Genomic DNA, 13,879 nt, shown 5'->3' with positions numbered 1-13,879 from the left:
TCCAGAGCCATAAGCAAAAAGACCTATACCAACTTCTGCCCTCAAACTGGCAGCAGCACAGGATTAACTGAATTCCTTACAATTCCTAGCCCAAACTATATGGGATGCTCGGAGGGATACGTTTGTCTCCAATTCTGGCAAGCGTTCTTGGATGACAGAAACTTCCGGTTATGAAGACTCATGGGAGCCAACCAATAGCAGGCCTGGAGCACTGGGTATGGGAGTGGATATTGCTACAGCTATTATCTTCGGAGATGTAAGTGCATGGGTACACTGGCAAGGAAGCAATTTAAATGGAATAGATAGGTATAGCATCATGTCAGACAGAGTAGTAGGAAAGAAATATCAGGCATCTAAGCACTTTTACCACTTTATCAGGCCGGGGGCTGTAAGAATCGAAGCCACTTCACTCGATGAGAATGTTACTGCGCTGGGTTTTGAACATACAGCTCACAACACTAAAACATTTATATTTATAAATAATAAAAAAGAAGATGTTGCTGTCAGACTTAATATAACAAAAGGCTCAGCACAGGAATATGAAATGTTTGTGTCCTCAGTCAGCTTAAATTGTGCTTCTCAGGGGACAATTCCAGCCGATGGACTTTTTGTGCTCCCGGCAAGGTCTATAGTAACTTTGCATGCAGGTGGTAGCAAACTGAAGAAAGATAATTAGAATAAAATGTTAAACTCAATAATTCTGGTTTCTAATTGATGTACAACTTATATTATACCAGATCAATATTATTGAATATCGCAGAGGATAAATAAGGGCAAACAAAATGAGATTTGGTTTTATGTTTTAGCTGACAATAAGCTGAACTCAATAGGTGTTTTCGTAAACCTTGACTTTGAATTGCACTATTTTATGTATGATAAATCATTAAAAACATGAAAATATATAGCTGGGTATTAATAAAAAATATGCATTTTGAGAATGAAATAGAAGTGTTTAAGGAAATAAAAAACCATTCTTATTCTATCTTTACCAAGTCATTATGTCAAATATTTAAATACTATGTTAGACAAGTCAAAAACAGGGCTTTCAATCCCAACTTGATTCTTTTAAAGAACTGCTCTTATTCATTTTTTATTTTAATCTTTATTCTTTTATCCTGTTCATCAGATAAAAAATCGGATGAAAGTGGTTCTAGTTTAAAAGCTGTTGCAATTCAAGTTCCTGAGGGTTATAGTGTTGAAATGGTTGCCGGAGCTGACTTAGTAGATTACCCGATGTTCGGAACATTGGATGAAACCGGAAGGCTTTTTCTCTTTGAATCCACTGGAGATGTTTATACGGAATCCGAAGATGCTATCAAAGACCCTCAATTCCGGATTAACCTCTTGGAAGATCTGAATGGCGATGGGATCTATGATAAAAGCACCATTTATGCGGACAAGGTAGGGTTTCCGCAGGGAGGTGTTTTTCATAAGGGAAGTTTATATGCTACTTCAGCACCTGATCTAATCAAGTTCACAGATACCGACGGTGATGGCAAGGCTGATCAACGGGAAGTTATGCTTTCGGGATGGAAGCTCAATGTAAATGCCAATAGCCTTATTGGGCCTTTTCTTTCACCAGACGGATGGTTATATATGACCAGTGCGATAATGGGTTTTGATGTCACTACTCAAGAAGGAGAACAACTGAAAGGGGAGACTTCCCGTGTTTGGCGTGTAAGACTGGATGGGTCAGGCTTGGAGTGGGTTTCTGCCGGGGGAATGAACAATCCGGTGGAATTGACTTTTACAGCAGCCGGGGAGCCAATTGGCACAATGACTTATTTTACAGAACCTAAAGCAGGGCAAAGAGATGCCTTAATATATTGGACAGAAGGAGGAGTATATCCGAAGCCGAATGATAACATCGGTAGAGATAAGCTTACACGTACCGGTGATTTGCTTCCTGTTATATCAAAATATTCAAGAGTATCACCTGCAGGAATATACAGATACAGAAATACAGGATTGGGAGAGGATTTTAAGGATAATTTATTTAGTGCCCAGTTTAATACACATAAAATTATTAGGCATAAACTTATCCGGGAAGGTGCGTCTTTCAGAACGGAAGACGAACCTTTCCTTTGGAAGGATGATGAAGACTTTCATCCCACTGACGTTTTGGAGGATGCAGATGGAAGTTTGCTTGTAGTAGAGACAGGAGGTTGGTTTATAAAGGGCTGTCCCCTCTCTCAGGTATCCAAGCCAGAGCTTAAAGGAGCAATTTACAGGATTCGGAAAAATGATGCGAAAAAAGTATCTGATCCTTATGGAAATGGGATCAATTGGACTCTCGGTCAACCTGAGGAAATGGTAGAATACCTCGAAGACTCAAGGCCTTTTATAAGAGACAAAGCCGGACAGGCCTTAGTGGACATTGGAAATTTGTCGGTGAAGCCTTTGATTGACATACTAAAAACGTCCTCGATTATTGATTCTCGCACAAATGCTGTTTTTATTTTATATAGAATTGGGACAGAAGATGCTTTGGCAGGTGTCCGTGAGGGCTTATACGATAATGACCAGCAGGTAAGAATTGCCGCAGCACGGGCAGCTGGATTGGCTAAGGATGCTCTTGCTCTCGAAAAGTTAAGGGATCTTGTCCAACAAAACGATGCTGCAGTACAGCGTCAAGCCGCAACATCCTTAGGACAAATTGGTGATCAATCATCTGTATCCACCTTGTTAGCAGCTTCTGAAAAGAATAACGATCGATTTACCGAACATGCCATTATTAATTCTTTGATCCAAATCAATAAGTCTGTCGAGGTTATACAAGCATTGATACATCCATCCGAAAATGTGCAAGAGACAGCATTAATTGCTTTGGATCAGATGTCAACTTATCAATTGAAAGCTAGTCAGCTCATACCTTTCTTGGAAGGAAGTGCACCTAAATTAACCAAAACTGCACTTTGGCTGGTTTCACTTCATCCGGATTGGTCTGGTGAAATGTCAGGATTCATAAGTAAAAGATTTGTGGGTGCGCCATTATCCCAAGAGGAAGAAAACATGTACGGGGATATTTTGGCTTCCTTTTGTGGAAATTCCAGCATGCAAAAGTTTATGGTCGATCAAATGAAAACGGGTACTTCCGAACGCAAAATATTCCTTTTGAAAGCAATGTCTAAATGTGAAGTGGATGAAATTCCGGCCATCTGGGTAACAGAAATCGGTCGGCAATTGGCCACAAATGATCCTGCTGTTCAATATAAAGCACTTGAGTTAGTTTTGTTGAGGGAAATTTCCTCATTGTCCAACCCACTTCAAAAATTGACAGTAAATGAAAAGATTGAACCAGGTTTAAGGCTGGAAGCTTTGACTGCTCTCTTGATATCAGATCCTAGTATCACAGATCAGCAATTTGATTTTATTTTTGACCAGTTACAAGTTGATAAAGAACCGCCGCTTCGTCAACAGGCTGCAAATGTTTTAACCAAGGGTAAGCTTTCAGAAAAGCAGTTATTGAAAATTTCCGTTGATTTTTTGCCTTTGGCAGATGCGTTTATTCTTCCACGATTGATACCAGTTTTCAGGGGAAGCACAAATGGACAAATAGGTGAAGTTTTAGCCAAAGCACTTACCAATTCTCCAAGCCTTGACAGCTATAATGAAGAAAATCTTCGCGTAATTTTCGCCAATTTTCCTGCGGAAGTTAATTCAATGGTAGAGAAACTTTTCGAGAAATTACGAAAATTGCAAGCTCTGAGGTTGCAACGATTACAAGCTTTAGAAAAGCAAATTCCTAAAGGAGATCTGCAAAGGGGTAGATCGCTGTATTTTGGGAAAGCCATCTGTTCCACCTGTCACACGTTAGGCCCCGAAGGAGGTGATTTGGGTCCAGACCTTACATCTATTCAACAAGACAGGTCGGCACATGACCTTCTAGAGTCAATTGTTTATCCGAGTGCTACTTTTGTTCGGGAGTATGAAACGTATCGTATTAAAACTAAAACAAATGAATATAGGGGTATAATAACGGAAAATACACCGAATGTCATTGTTCTGGCAACTTCACCCCAGACAACGGTGAGAATATCAAGAGCTGATATTATTTCCACCTTGGTTGAGGATGTATCAATGATGCCCCAAGGATTGGATCAACTTCTCAGTGATCAGGAATTGGCTGACTTAATGGCATTTATTCTGGGACAGGATCAGAATCCAGATAAAGATAGAGCTATTTTAAGATAATTATATAAATAAGACGACCTATGGACCGCAGAAAATTTTTCAAAAATGGAGTTTTATCAGGGGCTGCAATTATTACAGGATCAACGTTTTCAGAGACGTTTGCCGAAACGAGCCNACCGCAGAAAATTTTTCAAAAATGGAGTTTTATCAGGGGCTGCAATTATTACAGGATCAACGTTTTCAGAGACGTTTGCCGAAACGAGCCACCTCACCACCTCCGAAAAATTTAACATGAAATTCTCCCCTGAGTTTGGCATCTTTTCAGAACTTTCAGGAAAAGATCCTGTCGATGAAATAAAATGGGGTTACGATCAAGGGTTTCGGGCTTGGGAAAATACCGGATTGCGAAGTAGAACGACAGGAGAACAGGAACGAATCAGTCAAATTATCCAGCAAAAGGGAATGGAATTTGGTCAATTTGTTGGCACCATGACTTTCAAGGATGTCACTTTTGCAGGAAGGGATTCCAATCTCCGTGAGGGTGTATTGAGTGATGTCCGGTCCTCTGTGGAAGTTGCCAAAAGGATGAATACCAAATTCATCCACAATGTCTTGGGTGTGAAGGACCCAAGGCTGCCTTGGGATTTTCAAATGGCTAATGCGATCGAATTATTAAAGCAAATAGCGGATATTTATGAGCCTCATGGGATCATCATGGTGATGGAATCTATGAATCATAAGCGCGATCATCCTGAAATGTTTTTGCATACTATACCGCAAGCTTACGCTTTGGCCAAGGCAGTAGGAAGTCCTAGTGTCAAAGTACTTTTTGACTTTTATCATGTTCAAATAGAGGAAGGTAACCTACTGCCAACTTTAGATTATGCCTGGGATGAAATTGCCTACATTCAAGTTGGTGATACTCCGGGCCGTAAGGAGCCTACCTCAGGTGAAATTAATTATCCAAATGTTTTGCGGCATCTCCATGACAAAGGCTACAGGGGATTTGTAGGTATGGAACATGGGATAAGCAAACCAGGGAAAGAGGGTACACATGCTGCTTTGAAGGCCTATAAATCAATAGATCCAAAATAGTATGCTGGTGATTATTTAATTTACTTTATTAAGTAAACGGGGCCTCAAATCCAAAAAGGGATAGCTGATTTGGACTGGAATATTCGCTGTGCGGTTCAACCCTACTGGAGGTCTTGGCCATGTGTCCTAGCACTTGTACCTCTTTATATTATTAAAAATCCAGCTCTTCTCCCAAGAAAATCAATTCTTGCATATTAAAAGCAGGCTCTAACAAAAAAAAACAGAAACCTCAAATCGCTATAATTTGAGGCTTTTCGAACCATTTGAGTGATTAAAAACAGAGGAGGGATTCGAATGGTCGGTTCTATTGACCTCATAAACAGGGATTTGTATGTGAGTAAAAGGTTTGGGTCTCGATTTTTTCGCAGAAATTTTTTATTGGATTTGGGATGAGCGATTAAGGTCAAATATCAAGACTTAGTGTGCAGACAAGTTAAGGAGAACTTTGCTGGCTATAGAACGGTGCCGGATATCGTTTTGGTACATTTAGGTACCAATGATCAAAAGGATGGTGATTTTGAAAAGAGTGTGGGTAAACCTCTACGGGATTTTGTCCAATTCCTGAGGACTAAAAATCCTGAAGTAGTGGTATTGTTGGGGCATCTTAACTTTAATGGTAGTGCAGCTGCGATGGATATAAGATCGGTGGTGGAGAGAGTGGCTGATGATTTAAACAGTAGAAAATCGCCCGTAGTCACGGTGCATCATTACAAAGGATGGCGTGAAAGTCCAGAAGATTTATTTACTGATACTTTTGATTGGGCACATCCCAATTTGAAAGGCCAGGAAAAGATGGCAGTAAATTGGTTGAAGGCCATGAAGCTTTATTTATAAGTGTATGGTAAAGAAAGTGGCCGCATAATTAAAAACCTCCCAGTCCCATTCTGATTTCTGGCTTGTTAAAATTGAATAATATGACCTTAAAAAAAACAACATTTCTTTTTCTCCTCACACTATTTTTGATCTCGGTGTTATCGGCTCAGGAAGGCCGTAAGGCTATGCCCCCAGGATGGGAAGATGAATATCCCGAGGCACCGATGCCTAACCACATATCGGATTGGGGTAAGCATATACAGCGAACCATGACCCTGTTGGCCACCAGTACTCCTGAAAAACGCAATACGGTTCGCATCTTGTTTTATGGACAAAGTATTATAGCCAATAAAAAATGGACTGATGCAGTGGTCTATGACCTGATTATTAGATTTCCACACGCACATATAATTTATGAAAATCGCGCTATTGGAGGATTTTCTTCTCAATATCTAGTAAACTCCAGCGAAAGTGATATGTATCCGTTTTATCCTGATTTAGTAATTTTCCATGTGTACGGTGCCCATAAGGAATATCAGGAAATCCTCCACAACCTAAGATCGCGTACCACTGCTGAAGTAGCCATTGTTTCCGATCATCTTGGAGCTGAAGAATATGATGGGAAAGAATTTCACGAACCTAGCGATTGGGACAAATTCATGCGCAAAACCTTTGTTCCTGCAGTTGCCGATGAATACAAAGCACAGCTTATAGACATCACCACGCCATGGAAGCAATACTTAAAAAGTAACAATCTGACCTCTCAGGATTTACTTAACGATGGTATCCACTCTAACGATCATGGGTGTTTCCTGATGAGTGAACTCGTGAAACGAGAGTTGGTCTATTTACCCGATCTTCCTAAAGATGAGTGGAAAGATCTGGTGAAAGAGTATGTTGTTGGCAAAGACGCTAAGTTTAAAAAAGGTAAATTGATCCTGGATTTTGATGGCAATAGGGTAGATGTAGTTGCGGGTGAAGGACCTAAATCAGCAATATTGGATGTTAAAATTGATGGTAAAAAACCGTCCGAGATCATAGGTTGTTATACATTTACCCGCACCAGTGGCTCACCGGGTGTGGATTGGCCTGCTTTACTTCGAATAGATTCTGAAACACTACCCCTCATCGAAGATTGGAAATTAACTGTTGTGAAAGTAAATGTGGCCAATACTGATTTTACCTTTAAGGTGGAGGGAAGCAAGACAGGGCTTGATGGCGTAGGCAATAGTTTGGAAAAATTTATCTCCAATTCCGGCCGTGTGGTAATAGAACCGGGAATGTGGATGAATCTAGAGCGCGATTATAAGCATAAAGGGAAACCACTTACTCCTGGTTTTGAAATCACCTGGTCGGTAAAACCATTGTTTGTTGATCAATACACTCCTATGGAGATAACGGATCCGACAAAAGAATATACCAGCACTTTGGTTCAAAATCTGACGAATGAAAATCATACATTAGAGTTGACTATCATGGGCAAAGGAGAGCCCCAAGTCAAGACCATTAGGATATATACTCCGCCTGTAAAAGGGCCGATGAAGCTCGTTGTTGACCCACCAAAAAAATGAACTATGCAAAATAATTATAAGAAATTTAAAAAGGCAGCATTCTTAGCTTTGCTTATTTCAATGAATGCATGTACACAAATATCTCGACAAAATCAGAGCATGGAAGAAGTCGAGCCGGTTACAATTATGCAAGAAGACGATGGATACCAATTGAATCGGAACGAGAAACCTTATTTTATAAAGGGTGCCAGGATAATTGCGGATAAATACATGGACAAAGTAGCCGAATACGGTGGAAATTCAATTCGGATCGGTTATAGCGAAGATGCAAAGGATATTTTGGATGAATCCCATTCACTAGGTCTTACTGTCATGTTTGGTTTGCCTTTCAAAGCAGAAAGAGAAGGATTCGATTACGATGATAAAATTGCTGTGCAGGAACAATACGAGCTGATGAAAGAAATTGTGAACACTTACAAAAACCATCCTGCCATTTTATTATGGGCTATTGGTAATGAATTGGACCATATTCCGGGAAATAAAGATTACAATCTGAAAATGTGGGACGCGGTGAATGATGTGGCTAAAATGATCAAAGAAGAAGATCCTGCGCATCCGGCAATGACAGTGGTAGGTACCGGACGCATGGAGAAATTAAAAGACCTGGTAGAAAGATGTCCCGACTTGGATTTATTGGGAGTTAATGCTTATGCAGATATAGGTGAAATACCCCAGTGGCTTAGAAAATACAATTGGAACAGGCCCTACGCGATAACAGAATGGGGAGTCAGCGGCCATTGGGAAGTCCCCAAGACCAAGTATGGAGTTGCCATAGAAGAATCTAGTACTAAAAAAGCAAATATTTACCATGAAAAGTATGAAAATGTAATTGCTTCAGACCCATGGTGTGTCGGGTCATATGTGTTCTTATGGACGAGTAACAGGCAGGAGCATACTCACACTTGGTACAATATGTTCTATGATAATGGCATTGAAAAAGGAACAGTAGAAGTGATGCATTATGTATGGACAGGGGAGTGGCCTGACAATAAAAGTCCTCGGTTGGAATCATTAACCATTGAGGGGATGAAAGCCGAAGATAATATAGAATTGGATCATAATAAGATATATACTGCCTCCGTTGATGCCAATGATCCTGACAATGACTCTTTAAAATACGAATGGGAGTTGGTTCCTGAGAATAAAGCGTTTGGAGCTTATGCCGGACAAGGTGAAACCAAACCTCCAGTAGCGGAAGGTGCTATTAGAGAAAAAATTGAAAATGGAAAAACAGTGAAATTTGAAGTGCCTGATGCCAGTGGAGACAATTACCGCTTGTTCGTGTACGTGTATGATGGTCAAGGAAAAATAGCGGTTGCCAATATTCCATTCTATGTGAATTAAGAAGTGATTTTTTCTTTCATAATGCTCTATCTTATAAACTCTAATTAAAATTCACTAAGTCAGAGTTTATATTACACCCTTTAAAATTTATGTTTTGGAGGAAAACTGATGAATGGTTTCATATTCAATCTTACCGTTAATGACTCTGTTTCTCAATTACTAGCATCCGGGTAAAAAATCCAGCATAAAACAGCTTTCTTGGAATAGTACAAAACTGAAAAATCGAAACTACAGATCTAGTATATTACTGTTTAAATGGGATGTTGCGGTTGCCACACTGCAAACAACCCTATGCAACATACATAATTACCCGGCACAGATATACGATATACAAATATACGGATACGTAGAGATACGTAGATATACACATATCCTGACATACCTATATCTACATCATGGGGATTTAAAAAACCTTGACTTTAGAAGGTATGATGCCTTTTATTTTTTTAATGCCTTTGAAGAAAACATCAATCTTAAGGATAAGTTGGATAAGGATGGTAGCATCAATTTCGAACAGTATCATAGGTATATCAAGCTGATCCGGGAGAAATTTGAAGAAGCTGCCGCAGGCACCAGAATCGTGACTTATTGTGGAGATGCCGCCGAGATTCCCGAAAGTTACCTACTTGTTAAATCAAGCAATAAAGGGAAGTTGAAGTTTTGGGAGAAGGTGGGTTTTTAAAGTGCAAAAAAAAACAGCCCGAAGGCTGCTTTTTAGATATTGTGCTTAGTGTGCGGTGGGAACTGCCTCGGTTGATTTGGAATTCTTTTGCCAGAAGAAGAAAATCGTGAAGAGGACAATCAGGATGATGGGGAAATACATCATTTTCTGTAGTGTATCCTGACCAGTAGCAAGCTCTAATGCTGCTCCAGTCAATCCGGCACTTTCATTTTGTGCAGTGGCATTATCGATCCAGATTCCAGTGATTGGGTTGAAAATCGAATTGGCAAACATGCCTACTCCACCAATAATTGACATTCCTAGAGCGCCTGTCAGCGGTGCTCTTTGTGCAGTAGCACCAATCATCACCGGCCAAAAGTAACACACACCCAGACCAAATATAATTGCTGCCAAATAAGCGGCAGGGCCTGTAATAACACTGAACATATAAATCCCTATAGCTGCTAAAATGGCTCCACCCAGCAAAACTCCTGTTTGGCCTAAGGTTGCGACAACAGGGCCTGCAAAGAACCTTCCTGCAGCCATCACTCCAAATGTCAATGCAAGGATCAACATAGGATCTGCTCCACTACTTACTAATATTACATTCACCCACTGATTAGGTCCAAATTCGGATATGGCTGTCAAAGACATACATACAAAAAGGAAAATGAAGACTGGGCTTACCATTGCTTTCAAATTTTCAGTGATTGATGTGACACCTTCAATCTTTGGTCTTGGAAATGCTTTACCAAAGAACAGGACAGCATAGATGATAGTAGGTACCATCAAAACCCACATTTGAGTCTCCCAATTAGCTAAAACCCCACCTGCATCGGTCATGAATTTAGATAGTAGTGAACCAACTAAGATTCCGCCTGGAAACCACATGTGAAATCTGTTGAGCATTTTATTCATCTTCACGCCGTTATACATGTCGGCTATCATTGGATTACAAGCCGCTTCAGTACATCCATTTCCAAATCCGATGAATAAAGTAGAGATCAACAATGTCGTATATCCACCGGCATAAATGGTCATTAAGATGCCCAAGGTATGCGCCACAAACGCAATTCGCATTATATTGGCCGGACCTACTTTGTGATAGAATAATCCTCCTAAAATCATAGAAATAGGAAAACCTAAGAACCACATGGAATTGATGAATCCGAGTTGCTCATTTGATAAATTAAACTCTGCCCCAAGTTGGGGTAGAATTCCTGCTCGTATAGAGAAGGTAAAGGCGGTGGTAATGAGCGCAAAACAACTCGCGTTGAAGAGTGCCGACTTGTTGATGGTTTGTGTCATATGATAGGTTTTAGAATTTTGGGTTTTGAACAATCGATTGTAAAGGTGGAAAAATAGGAAAAATATTGCATTCAACTTTCCCGCTAATAAAAAATATTCTTCTGAATTGTATCTTTAATCTAATACAAGCAGTGGTGCAGTTTCTTTTTCCTCAAGACCATAGTGTGGATTTCGGAGTACTATTACGACCACGTAATTCCCAGTAGGAACGTACTTCCCAAATGCTTTTCCATCCCAAGTAAGTACAGGCATTTCTAGTGGAATGTCCTTCGTGGCGGTGTGGTAGATTAATTCTCCTTGACGGTTTAAGATAAATAGTTCTGCTTCTGTAACCCCTTCACTCATTAGCACTCTAAAGTCCTTCGTAGGGTTGCCCAGGATCATTGCATTAGGATAGACTAGTTGATAATCACAGATGTCATAAGTTCTGAAGGTCTCTTCAAATTCACAACCATCTACAGTGGTCACTAGTAATCTGTAATCACCAATCTGATCAGGCTTAAATAAGCGCTGGGTAGATACCAATTGCTCTTCAAAAAACCATTCATACTTGTCATAATCCCCAGGATCAATTGGGGCCAGGCTGTTATCTTTTGAGCAGATCGGGTAGCTTTCATTCAGATTAGCAAGTGTCAACAGAGAACTTTCCTCTACCAAAATGAGATTACGGCCAATCTCGCAATGAAATTTATTATAAGCGACAGCTTCGTAGGTTCCTGCTTCATCTACGACGATCTCTAGGAGGTCATTGAATTCAGGTAGCTCGCTACGCTGATCATTCAAATCGTAAAAAATCCACTCCGTCTGCTGCACCTCTTCTTCATCAGTAGTCAATGTAACTACAGCAAATCCCGGTTCAGGGCAAATTTTGGTGGCTTCTAGCTCCATGGGTACTGAGGTTACAGGAATGGTCACTTCAAATTCAATTGGAGCAACGTTACAAAAACCACTGGCCAATGGTTGTGCCACCAGGGAAAAGAAGCCAACTGTCGCAGGATAAAATTCAAGACCTCTGCCAACAATTTCATTTTCTGAATTGAGCCATCGAAGGCTTGTTTCTTCCGGAGGTAGGCCTTGGATGTCAGCTATAAATTGAATTGGATCAAAGCACCCTCTTTCTACTCGGATAGGAGTGAAAGTAATCCTAGTAGAAACGCTCACGTTGAATTTTTCTACTCGTGGACAGAGGGTAGATGAGGGGTCATTTGCTTCCGCTTTTAAGGAATAAGATCCCGCTTCAGCAAGAGCGAAGGCTTTGCCTGAGCTTAAGGCTTGAGAGCTTCCGTCAGGGAAAGTCAGGGTGAAAAGTAAATCCTCGGTAGTTTCAGGAATAAAATCAAAAGTCTCACAGATGTTTAAAGCCTCAGGTAAACTGAATTTTACCTGTGGTTGGCTAGCAATGGTGAAAGATTCATTAGGGTAGGTGCAGCCATCGATTACTTGCTCAAGAATGTAACTGCCGGAAGTGAGGTCAAGCTTCAATAATCCACTTGCTGGAATCGTTCCGGCACTGATTTCTCCCCTTGAAACAGAAAATAGGCGATATTCACCATTCCCAATTGGTTGACCAAAATCCACCTCAACCTTTCCCTTGGTGACTCCAGCTGCTGAGCAAGTTTCAGGAGAAATTGCTATGGTTGGAGTTAGTTGGTTCGGTGGGCTCGGAGTTACGGGAGGGTTTTTAGCTTCTAGTTGCACTAACTTGGTTATTTCACACCCATTTTGGGTAGCGATGATGGAATAGATCTTTGGTTTGAGATTTGAATAGGTCAAAACCTGGCCAGCTACTACAGGACTTTCAGTAATGCCAAGCTCTGGAATTTCGATTGAATCCAGATTAGAGCTGCTTGTGATCTGAAGGCTCCCATTTTCCGCAATGCAGTCATCTGGTGAGATTAGAATTTGTACATCAATCTTGGGGGATTCTAAAAGTTCAAAGGCGGTTTTTCTTTCGGAAGGGCAGTCAGGATACCTCCTATCTTCCGCACTGAAAAAGACTTCATATACACCCGGTCCAGTAAGATCGTTTGATCCCAGAGTTATCTCAAATGCTCTTCCAAGACTGATTTTTGAAGTAGCGCCACTTTTTCTTATAAACCATTCTCCAGTCAATGGCGTGTCTGTTCCCAGAACTATGCTTTCACCTTCACAGATTTGGTCATCAGACTGCGTGATTTTGAAATCAATTGGTGGACCTACAAATGTAGTTCCTTTGACGGTACAAGCCTGGGATCCATCGGCATTAGTGAGGTATAATTCTACGAAATGGTAGCCATTATTATAGGTCAAGAATTCATTTCCAGTCCCTATCACGACTTGGTTTCCATCTTGATCGAGAGATTTCCATTGAATAGTGTAATCAGATAGGTTGGGTGTCGTTGATTCCAAGGCAGTGAGTAAGACCGGTGTGTCCCCACACTTAAGGTAGTCAGGCTTTAATGCCAATTCAGCTCCTTTTTGTATCGTAACACCTAAGGTCTCTGCATAAAAATTGGAATTTGTTCCTCTTCTTATTTTCAAGGCAACCGTGTAGTTTCCGATCTCAGAAAATAAAAACTGGATGGTTTCAAATTGGTCACCTCCACTTCTACTTAACAGTTCCTCTCCAGTGGACTTCGTTATTTTCCAGTCATATACATCACCTGGACTTCCTCCTGCACTATACGTACCGATAACGCCCCCAATCACAATGCACAAATTCGTGTCACCTGTGAGTTTCAGGTCTGCCTGTATCGAGTAGGTAGTTTCGGGTTTACCTGGGTTTTTTACTTGCCTCCCTAGCATAAACAAGGGAGTCAAAATAAGGACGGTATAAACCAAAATCATCCCAATCATCCTTGCAGGAAATTGGTAGTGAGGCTTCAATAAAATCAAATTAGAGTGTGTGCAAAGATAACATTACCTGTTGCCAGTGAATTAGTATGATGCGAATAGATTCAAAAAATGTTCCAAT

9 protein-coding genes are annotated in these 13,879 nt (G+C 40.6%); 7 read left to right on the top strand and 2 right to left on the bottom strand.

Features of this window, described 5'->3' with window-relative positions:
• The first annotated feature begins 151 nt into the window (after nucleotides 1-151).
• From U3A58_RS17830 to U3A58_RS17800, 7 genes are all read left to right on the top strand, one after another.
• Entirely contained in the window at nucleotides 152-676 is a 525-nt protein-coding gene (locus U3A58_RS17830; protein ID WP_323825755.1) for a glycoside hydrolase family 30 beta sandwich domain-containing protein, read from the top strand.
• Between the two features lie 215 nt (nucleotides 677-891).
• Nucleotides 892-4,194, top strand: a complete 3,303-nt coding sequence (locus U3A58_RS17825) for a PVC-type heme-binding CxxCH protein (RefSeq protein WP_323825754.1) — start codon at nucleotides 892-894, stop codon at nucleotides 4,192-4,194.
• A 231-nt stretch (nucleotides 4,195-4,425) separates the two neighbouring features.
• Entirely contained in the window at nucleotides 4,426-5,229 is an 804-nt protein-coding gene (locus tag U3A58_RS17820) for a hydroxypyruvate isomerase family protein (protein WP_323825753.1), read from the top strand.
• Between the two features lie 420 nt (nucleotides 5,230-5,649).
• Complete coding sequence (locus U3A58_RS17815) at nucleotides 5,650-6,063, top strand: GDSL-type esterase/lipase family protein (RefSeq protein ID WP_323825752.1); 414 nt, start codon at nucleotides 5,650-5,652, stop codon at nucleotides 6,061-6,063.
• Between the two features lie 80 nt (nucleotides 6,064-6,143).
• Nucleotides 6,144-7,613, top strand: a complete 1,470-nt coding sequence (locus U3A58_RS17810; RefSeq protein WP_323825751.1) for an SGNH/GDSL hydrolase family protein — start codon at nucleotides 6,144-6,146, stop codon at nucleotides 7,611-7,613.
• A gap of 99 nt (nucleotides 7,614-7,712) precedes the next feature.
• Entirely contained in the window at nucleotides 7,713-8,957 is a 1,245-nt protein-coding gene (locus U3A58_RS17805) for a glycoside hydrolase family 2 TIM barrel-domain containing protein (RefSeq protein ID WP_323825750.1), read from the top strand.
• A gap of 484 nt (nucleotides 8,958-9,441) precedes the next feature.
• A complete protein-coding gene (locus U3A58_RS17800) occupies nucleotides 9,442-9,639 on the top strand; it encodes a hypothetical protein (RefSeq protein WP_323825749.1) in 198 nt (65 codons plus the stop codon).
• A 45-nt stretch (nucleotides 9,640-9,684) separates the two neighbouring features.
• Here U3A58_RS17800 and U3A58_RS17795 read toward each other — a convergent pair whose 3' ends face one another.
• Entirely contained in the window at nucleotides 9,685-10,926 is a 1,242-nt protein-coding gene (locus U3A58_RS17795; protein WP_323825748.1) for an MFS transporter, read from the bottom strand.
• A gap of 114 nt (nucleotides 10,927-11,040) precedes the next feature.
• Nucleotides 11,041-13,791, bottom strand: a complete 2,751-nt coding sequence (locus tag U3A58_RS17790) for a hypothetical protein (RefSeq protein ID WP_323825747.1) — start codon at nucleotides 13,789-13,791, stop codon at nucleotides 11,041-11,043.
• Nucleotides 13,792-13,879 lie beyond the last annotated feature (88 nt).

It is taken from the genome of Algoriphagus persicinus (genome assembly GCF_035156415.1).
Classification (GTDB): domain Bacteria; phylum Bacteroidota; class Bacteroidia; order Cytophagales; family Cyclobacteriaceae; genus Algoriphagus; species Algoriphagus persicinus.
The sequence above is the reverse complement of the archived record's forward strand: the minus strand, read 5'-3'. Positions and strand labels throughout refer to the sequence as shown.